The organism is Anaerophaga thermohalophila str. Valhall (assembly GCF_000250735.1).
Lineage (GTDB): Bacteria > Bacteroidota > Bacteroidia > Bacteroidales > Marinilabiliaceae > Anaerophaga > Anaerophaga thermohalophila_A.
Map to the genome: position 1 here is coordinate 1 of NZ_AHZV01000134.1, position 16,483 is coordinate 16,483.

General features: G+C 44.9%; 15 protein-coding genes. 13 read left to right on the forward strand and 2 right to left on the reverse strand.

Annotation, left to right across the window (positions count from 1 at the left end; all coding sequences use genetic code 11):
- Positions 1–48 precede the first annotated feature (48 nt).
- The 13 genes from OQ5_RS0107220 to OQ5_RS0107285 all read left to right on the forward strand — a co-directional run bounded on the left by OQ5_RS0107220 (position 49) and on the right by OQ5_RS0107285 (position 13,586).
- Positions 49–420 carry an HYC_CC_PP family protein gene (locus OQ5_RS0107220; protein ID WP_026055159.1) on the forward strand — a complete coding sequence of 124 codons (372 nt, stop codon included), beginning with the start codon at positions 49–51 and terminating at the stop codon, positions 418–420.
- A gap of 249 nt (positions 421–669) precedes the next feature.
- The gene (locus OQ5_RS0107225) at positions 670–4,512 is read left to right on the forward strand and encodes an efflux RND transporter permease subunit (protein ID WP_016776841.1); all 3,843 of its coding nucleotides are present in this window, start codon (positions 670–672) and stop codon (positions 4,510–4,512) included.
- Positions 4,513–4,705: 193 nt separating this feature from the next.
- Entirely contained in the window at positions 4,706–5,941 is a 1,236-nt protein-coding gene (locus tag OQ5_RS0107230) for a TolC family protein (RefSeq protein WP_016776842.1), read from the forward strand.
- Between the two features lie 149 nt (positions 5,942–6,090).
- On the forward strand, positions 6,091–7,905 hold the full coding sequence (locus OQ5_RS0107235) for an efflux RND transporter periplasmic adaptor subunit (protein WP_016776843.1): 1,815 nt from the start codon (positions 6,091–6,093) through the stop codon (positions 7,903–7,905).
- A gap of 135 nt (positions 7,906–8,040) precedes the next feature.
- A complete protein-coding gene (locus OQ5_RS0107240) occupies positions 8,041–8,376 on the forward strand; it encodes a hypothetical protein (RefSeq protein WP_016776844.1) in 336 nt (111 codons plus the stop codon).
- Positions 8,377–8,652: 276 nt separating this feature from the next.
- The gene (locus tag OQ5_RS0107250; protein ID WP_016776846.1) at positions 8,653–8,994 is read left to right on the forward strand and encodes a P-II family nitrogen regulator; all 342 of its coding nucleotides are present in this window, start codon (positions 8,653–8,655) and stop codon (positions 8,992–8,994) included.
- 124 nt (positions 8,995–9,118) lie between these two features.
- Positions 9,119–9,493: a heavy-metal-associated domain-containing protein gene (locus OQ5_RS0107255; protein WP_026055160.1), complete on the forward strand. Its 375-nt coding sequence runs from the start codon at positions 9,119–9,121 to the stop codon at positions 9,491–9,493.
- A 116-nt stretch (positions 9,494–9,609) separates the two neighbouring features.
- A complete protein-coding gene (locus tag OQ5_RS0107260; protein ID WP_016776848.1) occupies positions 9,610–9,888 on the forward strand; it encodes a hypothetical protein in 279 nt (92 codons plus the stop codon).
- 141 nt (positions 9,889–10,029) lie between these two features.
- Positions 10,030–10,161, forward strand: a complete 132-nt coding sequence (locus tag OQ5_RS24435; RefSeq protein WP_016776849.1) for a hypothetical protein — start codon at positions 10,030–10,032, stop codon at positions 10,159–10,161.
- The gene (locus tag OQ5_RS0107270) at positions 10,139–10,645 is read left to right on the forward strand and encodes a Spy/CpxP family protein refolding chaperone (RefSeq protein ID WP_141638862.1); all 507 of its coding nucleotides are present in this window, start codon (positions 10,139–10,141) and stop codon (positions 10,643–10,645) included. Before OQ5_RS24435 ends, OQ5_RS0107270 begins: the two co-directional genes overlap by 23 nt.
- Before the next feature lie 15 nt (positions 10,646–10,660).
- Positions 10,661–10,885 (forward strand): SHOCT domain-containing protein, encoded by a 225-nt coding sequence (locus OQ5_RS0107275; protein WP_016776851.1) that lies wholly within the window; start codon positions 10,661–10,663, stop codon positions 10,883–10,885.
- A gap of 77 nt (positions 10,886–10,962) precedes the next feature.
- Positions 10,963–13,089, forward strand: coding sequence for a copper-translocating P-type ATPase (locus OQ5_RS0107280; RefSeq protein WP_026055161.1), 2,127 nt, complete (start codon positions 10,963–10,965; stop codon positions 13,087–13,089).
- Positions 13,090–13,190: 101 nt separating this feature from the next.
- Positions 13,191–13,586: a DUF302 domain-containing protein gene (locus OQ5_RS0107285; protein WP_016776853.1), complete on the forward strand. Its 396-nt coding sequence runs from the start codon at positions 13,191–13,193 to the stop codon at positions 13,584–13,586.
- Positions 13,587–13,656: 70 nt separating this feature from the next.
- Here OQ5_RS0107285 and OQ5_RS0107290 read toward each other — a convergent pair whose 3' ends face one another.
- Together OQ5_RS0107290 and OQ5_RS0107295 are read right to left on the reverse strand one after the other, a co-directional pair.
- Positions 13,657–15,282, reverse strand: a complete 1,626-nt coding sequence (locus OQ5_RS0107290; protein ID WP_016776854.1) for a glycoside hydrolase family 43 protein — start codon at positions 15,280–15,282, stop codon at positions 13,657–13,659.
- A 144-nt stretch (positions 15,283–15,426) separates the two neighbouring features.
- Complete coding sequence (locus OQ5_RS0107295; RefSeq protein ID WP_016776855.1) at positions 15,427–16,416, reverse strand: pectinesterase family protein; 990 nt, start codon at positions 16,414–16,416, stop codon at positions 15,427–15,429.
- Positions 16,417–16,483 lie beyond the last annotated feature (67 nt).

The window sequence follows — 16,483 nt, forward strand, 5'->3', positions numbered from 1 at the left end:
ACACTAATTAGCATCTCAACACCTACCCGTTTAAATCAAGCAAGCAATATGCTCAGAAACGTCATAAATATCATCATGGTCTGCCTGTTGTTGATTTCAACAACCGGACTTGCTGTGTCTAAGCATTACTGCGACAATGAGCTTATATCGGTGGAACTAAACAATGAGGCAGACCCATGTTGTGAAGATGGCACCTGCTGTCATACAGAAACTCAGTTCCTGCAACTGGATAAGGATTTTCTGGCTGTTGCGCCGCAAATCAATCTTGAGCATTTTTATGCTTTTGATCTGATCATGACCACCTCCGAAACTGCAATTTCCCTGCCGGAAACCGGCTTCATCACTTCATTCATTTATACAGCTCCTCTACCCTGCTGTATTGGCAAACGCCTTGCTTTGCATCAGGTGTATCTTTTATGAAATGATAAACGCAAAGTTGCAAAGAGGCAGAGAAAAAGATAAGGAGATTGGTTAATTTTCAGATTTCCTTTTATTATTCCCGGTGTCTCTTCCGCGATCTCTGTGGTTAAACTCGTAAAAAGACAGAGTTATTTTTCTCCTGTTTGTTGACAGAGAAGGAATATATTTTACTAAACGCATTTCCCAGTTAACAAAATTACCCTTTGCGTTCCTGTAACTCTGCGTTTATCCAATCAAACTACACATAACATGATAAACAGAATTATAAAATACTTTCTGGAGAACAAGCTGGTAACCATGCTAATACTGATAACGCTGGTTACCTGGGGTGTCATCACGTCCCCATTCGGATGGAAGATTGATCCGTTGCCATCAGACCCTGTGCCGGTGGATGCCATCCCTGACATTGGTGAGAATCAGCAGATTGTATTCACCGAATGGAAAGGCCGTTCGCCACAGGATATAGAGGATCAGATTACCTATCCCCTGACAACTTACCTGCTGGGGATACCGGGTGTTAAAAGCATCCGAAGTTCTTCCATTTTCGGGTTTTCCAGCATATACATCATCTTTGAAGAAGATATTGAATTTTACTGGTCACGCTCAAGAATCCTCGAAAAGCTTAACTCCATACCATCGGGGTTATTGCCCGAAGGCGTACAACCAACACTGGGGCCGGATGCTACCGCTCTTGGACAGGTATACTGGTATACCATCGAAGGCCGTGATAAAGACGGTAACCCCACTGGTGGGTGGGACCTGCATGAGATACGTACGGTACAGGATTACTATGTAAAGTATGGACTAAATGCCGCACAAGGAGTATCGGAAGTAGCCTCAATAGGAGGTTTTGTAAAGGAGTACCAGATTGATGTCAACCCCTCTGCGCTGAAAGCCTATGACATTCCGCTCTACAAGGTCATGATGGCCGTTAAAAACTCGAATCGTGATGTAGGCGCCAAAACCGTTGAAATCAACCAGGCAGAATACCTTGTACGTGGCATTGGTTACGTAAAAACCATAGAAGACATTGAACAGGCTGTAGTTGCCGTTCGCGACAATATTCCCATACGCATTAAAGATGTGGCAAGAGTTTCGTTAGGGCCGGCCTCCCGTCGCGGGGCACTCGACAAAGACGGCGCCGAGGTAGTGGGGGGCGTGGTAGTGGCCCGTTATGGAGCCAATCCACTTGAAGTGATCAACAATGTAAAAGACAAGATCAAAGAGATAGGCCCCGGTCTTCCCAAAAAAACACTGGCCGACGGAACAGAAAGTCAGCTCACCATCGTACCGTTTTATGACCGGTCGGGCCTCATATACGAAACGCTGGGCACTCTGGAAACGGCACTTTCATTGCAGATTCTTATTACCATTCTGGTCATTATTGTGATGATTTACAATCTGAGAGCTTCCGTGATGATCTCAGCCCTGCTTCCCATTGCCGTATTGATGGTATTTATTGCCATGCGTTACTTCGGGGTAACCGCAAATATTGTGGCTCTTTCGGGAATCGCCATTGCCATTGGCACCATGGTCGATCTGGGAATCATACTTTCCGAAAATGTGATCAAAAACATAGAAGAAGCACCGCCCGGACAGAAAATGATCACCACGGTTTACAAAGGTGCATCAGAAGTATCATCGGCCATTTTGACTGCCGTATCCACTACCATTGTGAGTTTCATTCCGGTATTCACCATGCAGGCCGCCGAAGGAAAATTATTCGGACCACTGGCATATACCAAAACATTCGCACTTGTTGCCGCACTTTTGGTTTCACTGTTAATACTTCCGACTCTGGCACATTGGTTTTTCGGTTTCCGAATCAAAAATCGCTCTGTATCCAAATGGGGCAATATAGTATTGGTAGTCATTGGATTAATAGCTCTGATATTCGGAAGCGAATGGGGTGGTACGGTATTGTTGCTATTCGGCATTACCGGTCGGGCCAGACAATATTACAATGTATCCTCCCGCAAAGATCAAAAATGGTATCACTATCTGCTGAAACATTCCGCGTTAATCATATCAGCGCTGGCAGTGATATGGATTCTATCCACCTACTGGTTGCCGTTGGGCCCGGGTAAAAGCACGGTTATCAACATCGTGTTTGTAGCCCTGATGGTGGCACTCATTTTGGGTTTCTTTATTCTTTTGGAACGATTTTACAAACCTGTTTTGCGATGGACACTTGAACATAAAGCTTTATTCCTGGCCATTCCGGGCTTTCTGATTGTACTCGGACTCACCATCTGGATGGGCTTTAACACCATGTTCGGCTTCATTGCCAAAGGTTTTGATCAACTCGGGTGGAATGTTCGCACCACTACTGTATGGTCTGGCCTCACCCATTCGTTTCCCGGAATCGGCGAAGAGTTTATGCCTTCTCTTGACGAGGGAAGTTTCCTGCTGATGCCTACATCTATGCCCCATTCGGGTATGGAATATAACCTGAAGGTATTGAAGCAACTCGATATGCTGGTTACCAGCATCCCTGAAGTGGAACTGACCGTAGGGAAACTCGGAAGGGTGGAATCCGCACTCGACCCGGCTCCGGTTTCCATGTACGAAAACGTGATTAATTACAAACCCGAATATGCACTTGATGAATCGGGTCATCGCATACGTTTCCGAATCGATGACAAAGGTCGTTTCATTACTTCAGACGGAGATACTCTCACCAACGGAGAAGCCCTGAAAATGGGCATTGGCAAAAATAAGCTGATACCCGATGAAGATGGTATTTACTTCCGCAACTGGCGAGAGCATATTCAGTCGCCCGACGACATCTGGAACGAGATTGTGAAAGCCACTAAAATACCCGGAGTTACATCGGCGCCAAAGCTTCAGCCCATTGAAACGCGCCTGGTGATGTTGCAAACAGGCATGAGGGCGCCTATGGGAATAAAAGTTTACGGGCCCGATCTTAAAACCATAGAACAATTTGGAATGAAGCTCGAAGGCATTCTTAAAGAAGTGCCATCAGTTAAAGCCGAGGCTGCCTTTGCTGACCGCGTAATCGGAAAACCCTATCTTCATCTTAATATCAACAGAAACGAAATAGCCCGTTACGGACTCACGGTAGAAGATGTGCAACAAACCATCGAAACCGCTATCGGGGGCATGAGAATCACCAATACGGTGGAAGGTCGTGAGCGGTTTCCTGTAAGAGTACGTTATCCGCGCGAACTCAGGGAAAATCCCGAATCACTGGGAAAGATACTTATGGCTACCCCCACAGGAGCACAGGTTCCTTTGTCACAAATGGTGGATATCGAGTATGTTCGCGGTCCTCAGGTGATCAAAAGTGAGGAAACATTCCTGACAAGCTATGTGCTATTTGATAAACGCGATGGATTTTCAGAAGTAGTGGTGGTCAATGATGCTCAAAAAGCCATACAGGAAAGAATCGACAATGGAGAACTGGAAGTCCCTTCGGGTGTCAGCTATAAATTTTCGGGAAATTACGAGAACCAGGTCAGGGCCGAAAAGCGGTTATCCATCATTGTCCCGTTGGTTCTGATCATTGTTTTCCTGATTCTTTACTTCCAGTTTAAATCGGTATCAACATCACTGATGATATTCACCGGTATCGCGATGGCATTCAGCGGGGGGTTCGTACTCATCTGGCTTTACGGCCAGGAATGGTTTCTCAACTTTTCCGTTTTTGATACCAACATCAGGGATTTGTTCCAGATGCAAACCATCAACCTGAGTGTAGCAGTATGGGTAGGTTTCATCGCCCTGTTTGGATTGGCCACCGACGACGGCGTGGTAATGGGCACTTATCTCGATCAGAGTTTCAAACGCAACCGTCCCACAAGCATCAAAGGCATCAGGAATGCTGTTACTGAAGCAGGCCTGCGTCGTATCCGCCCCGCGGTAATGACAACTGCCACCACCATTATCGCGCTGCTTCCGGTGCTTACATCTACCGGAAAAGGCTCCGATATTATGGTCCCCATGGCCATTCCCGCATTTGGTGGAATGATCGCTGCTGCTGTGACCTACTTTATTGTGCCGGTGTTGTATAGTTACCGGGAAGAGAGAAAGATGAGGAAGATGAAAAAGGGTGAAATGGTTGAAGGGTGAAATGGTTGAAGGGCAGGATGGTAAAGACGCAAAGCCAGCCCCGATCCTTCGGGCGCCGTGCGTCTCTACAACCATTCTCTTAAAATGAAAGAGATACCAGAAATGCAACCAGAACCCAATAAAAGGATCAACATAAATAACCCCTTAATAGCAACGGGGGTACAACCAGAAGACCAACAAAAAGAACAATAATATGAGATCAAAACAATTAATAATAATAGTGGTATTAGTTTTCCTGGGATCAACAGGCACCCGCGCCCAATCCCTGGAGAACTACTTCAGCACCGCTGCCGAAAACAACCCGGGTCTGCAGGCCCGATACAAGGCGTTTGAGGCAGCTTTACAGCGGATACCACAGGTAAGTTCACTGCCCGATCCGACATTCTCGTTCGGGTACTTCATCTCGCCCGTGGAGACCCGCCTGGGACCACAGGAAGCGAAGTTTTCGCTTTCGCAGATGTTTCCCTGGTTTGGTACCCTGAAAGCGAAAGAAGATGCTGCAACACTGGCGGCCGAGGCTAAGTTTCAGGAATTCGTGGATGCACGTAACCAGCTTTATTACAAAGTGGCGGCTGCTTATTACCCGCTTTACAAACTCAAAAAATGGATACAAATTGAGCAGGAAAACATCGAAATCCTGAAATCATACAAGGAGATAGCCGCACGCCACTTTGAAAACGGCAAGGGTACCATGGTGGATGTCCTGAGGGTGGACATCAAGTTGAAAGAGGCTTCCACCAACCTGGACATTCTCAATCAGGAAGAAAAGCCTTTGCTCACCACCTTCAACAAGTTGCTGAACAGGTCCGCCGAAGATGATGTAGACATAAAAGTAGTGGAAAGCACAGATTCATTTCCGGGGCATTTCAATAAAGATTCCCTGATGGCACAACATCCCTTGCTTAAAAGGTTGGAATTAATGCGCCAATCAAGCGAAGCTGCTGAAACAGCCGCCCGAAAAAGCGGGTATCCCAAACTGGGGCTTGGTCTTGATTATGTGGCTGTGGGAGAGCCTACCGACATGCAGGTAGAAGACAGCGGGAAGGATGTGATCATGCCCATGGTATCGGTCACCATCCCCATATTCAGAAAGAAATACAATGCGGCTGTCAAAGAAGCACAGCTAAAACAGGAGAGCCTGGCACTTCAACAAGAGGAGTTTACAAATAATCTGATCTCCAGATATGAGCAGGTTTGGTTCGACATAAACAAGCAGGAACAGCTCATCAGGCTTTACAACGAACAGATTAAAGAAACGCGTCAGGCCCTGAAACTGCTGACCACTGCGTATTCCAATTCCGGAAAGGAGTTTGAAGAAGTCTTACGTATGCAACAGGAATTGTTGAAATATGAAAAGAAAAAAGTCGCAGCCATTAGTAAGTATAAGACCGCTGTTGCAAAGATGGATTATGTGACGGGTGCCCCCTAAGTCCCCCCAGGGGGGACTTTCCTGACCACAATCACTGGCAGGGGGCATCGCAAAACGATGGACAACAGATAATAAAAAGTAAAGACGTAAGATGTTGCGTCTCGCCAAAAGACGCAAGATATTGCGTCTCAACAACAAAACTAAACACTATGGATAATAACAAAGTAAAGCAAAAGAAAACAATAATAACCATAGGAATCGCCCTGGTAGCAGGATTACTACTAGGCTGGCTGCTCTTTGGAGGATCAGGAGACCTACAGGCGCCCGATCGGGAATCTCAACACGATCATTCCGGGGAAGAAACTATATGGACCTGCTCCATGCACCCGCAAATAAGACAACCCGAACCGGGTGACTGCCCCATCTGTGGAATGGAACTGATTCCCCTGGAAGAAGATCAGGGTGAAGCCGACCCAATATCCGTTCAGATGTCACCTGCAGCTATGCAACTGGCAAGCGTGCAAACCCAAACCGTGAAAAAAGGAACCGCTCACAAAACTGTACGCCTCGACGGTAAAGTGCAGGCCGATGAACGGGAAGTCTATTCTCAATCGTCGCATGTTCCCGGAAGGATAGAACAACTGACCGTCAATTTCACCGGACAATATGTAAAAAGAGGGACACCGGTAGCATACGTTTACTCTCCCGATCTGGTAACAGCCCAGGAAGAATTGTTTGAAGCCCGGAAACTGAAAGATACACAGCCAGGGCTTTACCAGGCCGCTTATGAAAAGCTGAAAAACTGGAAACTTACAGATGCGCAAATTCAAAGAATCATCTCTACGGGAGAACCACAGGAACAGTTCCCGGTATTGGCCGATATTTCGGGCTATGTAATAGAAAAGCCGGTCAAACCGGGTGATTATTTAAGGCGTGGACAACCCATTTACAAGATTGCTGATTTATCAACAGTTTGGGTTTTGTTCGATGTTTATGAAAGTGATATCCCCTGGATCGAAAAAGGAGATGAGGTTACTTTTACAGTTTCATCCATCCCGGGAAAAACCTTCTCAGGCAAGATCAACTACATAGATCCTGTAATTGATCCAAAGACCAGGGTGGCTAAAGCCCGTGTAGAGGTTAGAAATTCAGATATGGAATTGAAACCCGAGATGTTTGTTTCGGGAGAAGTTGAAGCTGGTCTTTCCGGAAATGAAGAAAGCATTGTTGTGCCTCAGTCGGCTGTCATGTGGACAGGAAAGCGATCGGTAGTGTATGTAAAAAAGGCCACCGGGGACAATGTTAGCTTTCTTATGCGTGAGGTATTGCTGGGGCCCGACCTGGGCGACAGTTACATTATTGAAGAGGGACTTGAGCCAGGTGAAGAAATCGCCGTCCATGGCACCTTCAGCATTGACGCAGCAGCTCAACTCAGCGGCAAACCAAGCATGATGAGCCCTGAAGGAGGTAAACCTGCCACCGGGCATAACCATGGCGACATGACTTCCGGTGAAATGGAAAATATGGAAAGCAACTATCAGGAGGGTGACAGTAACGAAGTTTCCAACTATGAGGCACCTCAAGAGTTTAAAAAGCAACTAACCGTATTCTTTAATCAATACATTAAAATGAAGGATGCCATGGTTGAATCGGATGCCTCAAAAACAGCTTCCGAAGCAGGAAAAACGCTGCAGACCCTTGAAAAAATCGATATGTCGCTACTCGATGGAGAAGCTCATATTTTCTGGATGCAGAATCTTGACACCATGAAAGAAGCGCTACAAGTCATCAGTCAGTCAGAAGAAATAGAAGTCCAGCGAAATGCTTTTGTAGATTTTAATCCAATACTATACCGGAAAATCAAAGCACTTGGTCTGGACGGAAAAACCGTTTATTACCAGTTCTGCCCCATGGCCAACAACGACAAGGGTGCTTACTGGCTGAGCACTGAAGAGAACATCCGCAACCCGTATTATGGGGACATGATGCTGGAATGTGGAGAGGTAAGAGAAACATTACACTAAGGTTGAGGTTAAGGCAAAGGTTGAGGCAAAGGTTGAGGTTAAGGTTGAGAAAAGAGAGCATATCGCCTCTTTTCTAATTCTCAACCTTAACCTAAATCTTTTCTACTTCTCTAACCATATAAAAACCAGGCAACCATGAACGAAAGCTTAATAACTAACACTTTTCAGTTTGTCAATCCGATTTCTGGGAAAAGCATTTCTGAAATCATTCACTTGATATCGGAAGTGGAAGGCGTGGAAGAAGCCAATGCTTCAGAATCAGAAATAACCATTACATATGATGGCTATGTTCAGACTGACGAACTTCTCCGACAACAATTGGAGAATGCAGGATACAAAATATTGGGCGACAATAAACAAACCGGGGGATGGCTTAAAAAATTGGTCAGTTACATCTCAAAAGGAAATAAGGAGGCATTTAAAGGCGGTCAACCAAATTGCTGTAATCCAGACCTGCCAACACAGGAATAAATAATATCTTAGATACAAGTTTTTCAACGAATTATGTAAAAACAAATAGCCAATAATCTCTTATCTTTACAATAGCAGAAATCAAAAAAACAAGGAGGTTTCTTATGATATGGAATGTTCTTATACCAACCGTTTTTTTGTTGATTTTAGCAACAGGCTTTTTGGCATTGTCATTGATTAATAATTCAGGAGAAAAACAAAAATGTGGAGAAAAAGAAAGCAATTATTGTTCCGGCTGTTTGGCAAATGAATTAATCAATTGTAAAGAACAAAACCATGAAACTGATAAAAGCATACTTACGCCATCGCAAAGTAGAAGAAGTTTTCGAGGCCCTAAAATCTGAAGGTTTTGGAGCCATGACACTCGTTGAGTGTGAAGGTACCGGAAAATACACAGATAGTGAAGAAAGGCACATCAGCGAAAAGTATCCCTTTGCCGACGCCTGCAAAGTCACAAAGATTGAATTAATAATCCCACGAAGTGATGTAAAAAATGTGGTTGGCATTATCCGGGAAAAAGGAAGAACGGGTTATCAGGGTGATGGAATGATCCTTGTATCACCTGTAGATGAAGTGTACAAAATAAAAAACAACGATTCCGGTGTGGAATCGATTTAGTAGAGACGCATGATCGTACCTCCTGGTAGAGGCACAGATTGTAGAGATGCACAATTGTGCGTCTTTACCTATCCCATCCCATATTAATTAATTTCTATTTTTTAAACACAAAAACAAAAACGTTATGAAACGAACAATGTTAAGTTTGTTAACCATGCTGCTGATGGGATCAGTAGCGGTGTTTGCACAAAGCAAAACCGAAAAATTCGAAGTCAAAGGTAATTGTGGTATGTGCGAAAAACGAATTGAGAAAGCTGCAAAATCGGTGGAAGGAGTAAGTAAAGCCGATTGGGACAAAGAGACAATGATGGCTACGGTAGTCTTTGATGAGTCACAAACCTCCATCGATGACATTCAAAAAGCCATTGCAAAAGCAGGACATGATACCGGAAAGCACAAAGCTTCTGATGAAGTTTACAATAATCTTCCCGCATGCTGCAAGTACGATCGCTCAGAGACTAAAGATGACAAGGATGATCACCACGGGCATCAGCATTAAGAGCATAGTGCGAGGAGTCGGGAGTACAGAGCATTGTCACTGGCTCCCTGCACTCCGCTCCATGCACCATCAAACAATCTCCCCATTCACTTGTTACCCTTACAAAAGCATTGATAATGAAAAACTTCACTTCAACAAAACTCATTTTCCTGCTTTTGATTGCTACCGGCCTGAGTGCCTGTAATGCACGAGGAAAAAGTAACTCTAAAACCGGCTCGGTCATAGCAAGCAGCAAATTCATGGACTTTATCAATCCCGTTCCACTTTACATTTACGGTGCCAACATAAACCGGCAGACTTATGATAATCTTTTGAAAGCCGATTTTGAGGCTGATCAAATAAAGGTGGAGAACATCTGGTGTGATATTGTGAAGATCATCAGAATAGACAATTAGAGGGTTGAGGGTTGAGGTTATAAATTTAGATCAAAGATACAAGAAAGGTTGTATTGCACTAATATTCTTAAATCTAATCGTCTTAAGTCTAATAATCTGCCAAAGAATATTTTGACATTTAAAATAATTGGAGGATTTATTATGAAAACTACATTAATCGCAATCCTGATTTTGCTTTCAGGAACATTCATGGCAAACGCTCAAATGGATGAGCAAATAAAAGAAAAATCCATGGAGCAAAAAGAAATAGATGATGCATCAGGAAGAAAATGAAATGTCTGGCATGCAGACTATGATGCCGGGAATGAAAATGATGCACATGATGCAAAAACGCATGATGATGCCCGTTCATGGCAGTATGATGATGCAGGACATGCCCATGCGCCGCTACATGATGATGGTAAAGTTGTTGCCACAAATGCAGGACAAACTTTCCCTCTCTTCAGAGCAGACAAAAGAACTCATTGACATGAAGGCTGCTTTTGAAAAGCAACAAGTGGATATGAAAGCCGAAATGACAGAGTACCACAATAACCTAAAAGAGCTTCTAAAAAATGAGGCTTCATCTGATGAGGTTCATGCTCAACTTCAGAAGTGTGCTGACATCAGGGTAAAGATGCATGTAAAAGCTTACGAAACAGCTATGCAGATGCGAAAAGTACTGAATGAAGAACAACAGGAAAAAGCCTGTAAAATGATGGACGATGATTCCGGTATGGTGATGCCCGGAATGAGGCAAGGAAGAATGAATCAATAAAACTCAAACCTTTTTATGATGCAAGGATTCGGACATGGCTGGGGAATGGGCTTCGGCTGGATAATCGGGATTATTATTCTGCTGATTATCCTCTGGTTGGCATTTAAGGTATTCCGGACAAACAGCGAGAAACCTTCTTCCAGCACAAATAAACCTTTGAATATCTTAAGGGAACGCTATGCCAAAGGTGAAATCGACAAAGATGAATTTGAACAACGCAAAAAAGATTTGGAGAATTAAGCTCGGTGGATTCCGATCGGCTTTCTTTCCATGACAAAGAATCCATCAATTTACGCATAATCTCAAAAACTGACTTTATGCAGCACACCCATAAAGATCACCAGAATTCATCTCATGAGCGCCATGGTTACGATCATCAGAAAGAACAAAATAACCATGATCATCAACATGGGCATGGGCATGGTAATCACAAAGTCAATGGAGGTAATGGAGACCACGATGATCATGACGGCCAGGGAGGCCATGACCATTCACAGCACCATACTATGATGATCAAAGATTTCCGGAAACGTTTCTGGATTTCCCTGGTCATTTCCGTCCCAATACTCGTTTTGTCTCCCATGGTTCAAGGACTTCTGGGGTTCGAATTTTCATTGACTCAGGGATATGACAAGTATCTGCTGTTCGCCCTTTCCACCATCGTTTTCTTTTATGGCGGATGGCCTTTCCTTACAGGCCTGATTGACGAGCTGAAGAAGAAACAGCCCGGTATGATGACCCTCATAGCAGTAGCCATCACAGTGGCCTGGGGCTATAGTTCGGCTACCACATTCGGACTTGAAGGCAGTTCTTTCTTTTGGGAATTGGCAACATTGATCGACATCATGCTGCTGGGACACTGGATTGAGATGAAATCGATTTTGGGAGCTTCCCGGTCTCTGCAAAAACTGGTTGCACTCATGCCATCCGAAGCCCACCGTCTAAAAAATGGTGAAACAGAGGATGTCAAAGTCAATGAACTAAAAAAAGATGATAAAGTACTGGTTCGTCCGGGCGAAAAAATTCCTGTAGACGGAATCATTACGGATGGAGAAAGCAGCATAAACGAATCGATGGTTACCGGAGAATCCAGGCCGGTCAGGAAATCAAAAGATGATAAGGTAATCGGCGGTACCATTAATGGCAATGGTTCGCTTACGCTATCGGTGGAGCAGGTTGGTGAGGAGGCATACCTCAACAAAGTCATCAATATGGTTCGCGAAGCTCAAAGTAAAAAATCCAGGACCCAGAATCTGGCCGACCGGATTGCTAAATGGCTTACCATCGTCGCTCTAACTATTGGATTTGGCACATTGATCACCTGGTTGTTATTGGACGAGAGTTTTGTTTTTGCACTTGAACGAATGGCCAGTGTCATGGTTATTACCTGTCCCCACGCCCTGGGACTTGCAGTACCTTTGGTGGTAGCTATTTCCACATCATTATCGGCCGGCAAAGGATTGTTGATTCGAAACCGTACGGCGTTTGAAAATTCGAGAAAAATAACGCTCCTTGCCTTTGATAAAACGGGGACGTTGACCAAAGGCAACTTCGCAGTTAGCCGTTACGAAGCCCTGTCTGACCAATATGAAAAGGATGACATCCTCAAGCTGGCAGGTGCCCTGGAATCTAAGTCAGAACACCCGCTGGCAACCGGTATCATGCAAAAGATTAAAGAACTTGAACTTGGAATAAAAGAGAGCAGAGACTTCAACTCTATTAGTGGAAAAGGAATTGAAGGTATGGTTGATAATAAGAACGTGAAGGTTGTCAGTCCCGGATACCTCAAAGAAAATAATATTAAAATTCCTGAAAACCAGGCAGAAAATCACCAGGAAACCGTGGTTTATGTTCTGGCAGACGACAAGCCGGCAGGTGTCATTGCTCTGTCTGATGAGATAAGACCCGAATCACATGAAGCCATTTCATCTCTGAAAAAAAATGGTATTAAAGTGATCATGATGACGGGTGACAATGAGCAAGTGGCCAAAGCCGTAAGTGATGAACTCAAACTGGATGACTATTTTGCCGGTATTTTGCCAGATCAAAAGCTGGAGAAAATAAAAGAATTGCAGGATGAAGGCGAATTCGTGGCCATGACCGGCGACGGCATCAACGATGCCCCTGCCCTGGCCACGGCCAACGTGGGCATTGCCGTCGGATCGGGCACAGACGTGGCTGCCGAAACGGCTGATATCATCCTGGTAAACAGTAATCCTAAGGACATTGCTTCACTCATATCGTTTGGCAAAGCCACTTATCGAAAAATGATCCAAAACTTTATATGGGCAACCGGCTACAATGTCGTGGCAATTCCGCTGGCAGCGGGTGTTTTGTATAGCGCCGGCATCCTGATCAACCCGGCTGTGGGGGCTGTACTGATGAGTTTAAGCACGGTTGTTGTGGCCATTAATGCACAATTGTTGAAACGAAAACTAAGATAAACGCCTGGAGCATAAGGCATAGGGCAATGTGTGGTTACTATCACTATACCCCATACCCCATGCTCTCTGCAGTATTGTAGAACACTTAAAAATCTGCGATTATGAATTATTACATCGAAACAACCCTCAACACAGATTTTGATACGGCAGTAGGAAAGACCAAAGCAGCCCTAAAAGAACAGGGTTTTGGTGTATTGTCCGAAATCAATATCCACGAGAAACTCAAAGAAAAACTGGATGTGGATTTCAGGAAATATAAAATTCTTGGTGCCTGTAATCCGCCAAATGCTTACAAAGCGTTGCAACAGGAGAACAAAATTGGTACCATGCTGCCCTGTAGCGTCATCGTTCAACAGCTGGAAGATGGAAAGGTGGAAGTAGCTGCGGTAGACCCGGTGGCTTCCATGATGGCAGTCGAAAACGACAGTCTCTCTCCCATAGCAGAGGAGATCAGAGATTTGCTGGAAAAAGCGGTAAAATCAATAAGTGTGGTCTAAAAAGCATTAGTGGCGAAATTGATGAAGGGAATTATCTTTCCTGTTCCACGCGCCTGGCTTTTCCCTTCAGCTATTTCACCGGCTCCACCCTGAACCAGTCAATATCCACGTTTCCGGCATCGTTGATCATTCCGTCACGCAGGGCAAAGTAGCCGATCTTTGCACCGATCCAGCGACCGGGAACAGCCTGAAATTCTTCTCCAACGGTTTTAAACCGCCGACCGTTTTCACTGAAACTGAAACTGCAAAGCGCTCCGTCTCTTACTTCAACACGAAAATATAGGGTATTGTTATCCACTTCCTGCTCACAGAGTATCTCTTCGTTGCCGCCTTTACGAGCCCCGATGCAACGCACCACCCGAACCAGCAGTTTCTTGTTCTCCCGTTTTAGCGAAATGTACTGGTACGAATCACCCATCACAACAAAGCCGGTTTCCTCTCCATCGAACCGGTGATTAAAGGTAAGTCTGGTGGTGGCCATAAACTCATCTGCCGGAAACTTCTGAAGAAGCATGTTGGGAACAAGCCACAAATTATCAGCTTCTTCAGGACGCGGACGGCAGTTGAGCCGGTAGTAACCCAGATTACCCGAGGGATAACCATATTTCAGTTTGGAATTGGCATGCCATTGCCACTGAACCCCGGTGGTATGGCGGTTAAATTCATCACTCTCAGGGGGCGTAACCACCTTCCAGTCAGTGTCAATATCTGGTTTTTTATGAGTCAATACCGGCTCACCAATTCCGTTGCCATCGAAGTCATCGCCCATTACGGGCCAACCGTTTTGCCACCTCATAGGCTGCATATGAACAACCCGACCGTAAGCTTCTTTATCCTGAAAATGAATAAACCAGTATTCCCCTTTCGTGGTTTCCACCCATCCGCCCTGGTGCGGGCCGTTGATATCGGTAGAGCCCTGCTCCAGCACCCGCTTTGCTTCGTACGGACCCAAGGGACTTTTTGAACGCATGGCCAACTGCCACCCGTAAGTAACGCCTCCTGCCGGGGCAAAAATGTAGTAATATCCATCGTGTTTATAGAACTTAGCCCCCTCAACTGTCGGGTTATCGTCATGGCCGTCAAAAACCATCACCGGTTCGCCAATCAGTGATTTCCCGTCGGGTGTCATTTCATGAACCATGAGTACAGACTTAACACCGGCACGGCTGCCTGCAAAGGCATGTGCCAGGTAAGCTTTCCCGTCATCATCCCAAAGCGGACAGGGATCAATAAGTCCTGTGCCGGCCTTAACAAGATGTGGTTTTGTCCAGGGTCCTTCAGGATTTGAAGCTTTCAGCATATAAATGCCAAAATCGGGATCGCCATAGAAGATATAAAACGCACCATCCTGATAACGAATAGAAGGCGCCCACACGCCGTTCCCGTGCTGTGGCCTGGAAAAGTGGTCTTCAGGATACTGAGTATCCAATGCATAACCAATCAGTTGCCAGTTGACCAGGTCTTTCGAGTGTAAAACGGGCAAACCGGGAACACAGTTGAAACTGGATGCTGTCATATAATAATCATCTCCTGCACTACATACATCGGGATCGGAATAATCGGCATGAATAATCGGATTCTTGTAGGTTCCGTCACCCTGATCGGCCACCCATACTTCTGATACCGGCGCATCCTGTGCCTTAACAGCCGGAAAAGCCATCATCATGATGGCCAGTGATTGGAATAGTTTGTTCATTATACTTTGTTTTAATTTTTTTTATTACTTAGAGGTTGCTGAAAAAGTCAGCAACCTGTTTCAAATTTATTTTCCATTGTTCTTTTTGGCATTACCCCAAATTCAACAACCAGCATCGAATTCTGAAAACACGAAACTCAAAACTCAAATTCCCCCATGGGGGGGGGGATTTAGGGAGCCCTGAAAATCCCAGTTATCATCTCCACCAAGTATATTTTTCGGGGTGTATTTCTTCGCTTCATCATCGGTTAGCTGGTGCGACCAGGAAACACGCTTCATAGGAGCTGCTCCGGGGCCATAAGAATTATATTCGGCATAAAATGCCGTTTTCTCTTTATCTTCACTGCCCCAGTTGTGCCATCCCTCCGGCTTAATGTGTTTATCAAGAAAACAATTAATAAACACGGTTTTGGCATAAGATCGCCATGGACGTCCCAGGTAAAATGAATTCTCCGGCGCATCACCTGTTATGCGACAATCGATGAAAACAAACCCGAACTCTTTCCCCTTGCTGGTGGAGGCTGCAGTAACGTAACCGTGGTCTTTGCAGATAATTTCACAATTCTCAAAAACCGCCGTTGACCAACCGAAAATAAAGTCAACGGTTCCCTCGATGTAGCAGTTTTTGTAATACTGCCGGCTGTTCTCCCCATGCGGATACAGCGTATCCTGATTCCCGAGAAACCGGCAGTTTTCGAATACTACCCGATCTCCATCGACTCGAACCGCAACTGCCTGCCCCACCTGACCTGCGGAATTTTCGAAGGTGATATTGCGCGCCGTAAAATCACTTCCAAAGACAAAAAAGCCTGAAGAACCGGTAGTGCCCATTTCCTCGCCAAAGCGATTCAATTTGGAGGCATAATCATCGTTGGTGATAATGGTCTTATGTTTATCTTCTCCAACAAAAGTCACATTGTTTTTTGAAGCGGGAAGCACCAGTTTTTCTTTGTAAACACCATTCTTTATAAAAATAGTAGTGCGTTGTTTCCTGAAATCGGGTACCGCATCAATGGCTTCCTGAACTGTATTAAAGTCACCGGAGCCATCGGCAGCAACGGTGAAGTCCTGAGCAGATGCCATACTCGCAAACAAAAGTCCGATTAATGCTGAAATCCATATATTCTTCTTCATTGTTGAATTGCTTTGCGGATAAAACTCATCCTATTCAAAAAATAATTTCATATTCACATTTAACCTG

Excerpts from the sequence above, each read along its gene's own strand:
- OQ5_RS0107220 (WP_026055159.1), top strand. The coding sequence starts at position 49 with ATGCTCAGAAACGTCATAAATATCATCATGGTCTGCCTGTTGTTGATT.
- OQ5_RS0107225 (WP_016776841.1), top strand. The coding sequence starts at position 670 with ATGATAAACAGAATTATAAAATACTTTCTGGAGAACAAGCTGGTAACC.
- OQ5_RS0107230 (WP_016776842.1), top strand. The coding sequence starts at position 4,706 with ATGAGATCAAAACAATTAATAATAATAGTGGTATTAGTTTTCCTGGGA.
- OQ5_RS0107235 (WP_016776843.1), top strand. The coding sequence starts at position 6,091 with ATGGATAATAACAAAGTAAAGCAAAAGAAAACAATAATAACCATAGGA.
- OQ5_RS0107240 (WP_016776844.1), top strand. The coding sequence starts at position 8,041 with ATGAACGAAAGCTTAATAACTAACACTTTTCAGTTTGTCAATCCGATT.
- OQ5_RS0107250 (WP_016776846.1), top strand. The coding sequence starts at position 8,653 with ATGAAACTGATAAAAGCATACTTACGCCATCGCAAAGTAGAAGAAGTT.
- OQ5_RS0107255 (WP_026055160.1), top strand. The coding sequence starts at position 9,119 with ATGAAACGAACAATGTTAAGTTTGTTAACCATGCTGCTGATGGGATCA.
- OQ5_RS0107260 (WP_016776848.1), top strand. The coding sequence starts at position 9,610 with ATGAAAAACTTCACTTCAACAAAACTCATTTTCCTGCTTTTGATTGCT.
- OQ5_RS24435 (WP_016776849.1), top strand. The coding sequence starts at position 10,030 with ATGAAAACTACATTAATCGCAATCCTGATTTTGCTTTCAGGAACATTC.
- OQ5_RS0107270 (WP_141638862.1), top strand. The coding sequence starts at position 10,139 with ATGATGCATCAGGAAGAAAATGAAATGTCTGGCATGCAGACTATGATG.
- OQ5_RS0107275 (WP_016776851.1), top strand. The coding sequence starts at position 10,661 with ATGATGCAAGGATTCGGACATGGCTGGGGAATGGGCTTCGGCTGGATA.
- OQ5_RS0107280 (WP_026055161.1), top strand. The coding sequence starts at position 10,963 with ATGCAGCACACCCATAAAGATCACCAGAATTCATCTCATGAGCGCCAT.
- OQ5_RS0107285 (WP_016776853.1), top strand. The coding sequence starts at position 13,191 with ATGAATTATTACATCGAAACAACCCTCAACACAGATTTTGATACGGCA.
- OQ5_RS0107290 (WP_016776854.1), bottom strand. The coding sequence starts at position 15,282 with ATGAACAAACTATTCCAATCACTGGCCATCATGATGATGGCTTTTCCG.
- OQ5_RS0107295 (WP_016776855.1), bottom strand. The coding sequence starts at position 16,416 with ATGAAGAAGAATATATGGATTTCAGCATTAATCGGACTTTTGTTTGCG.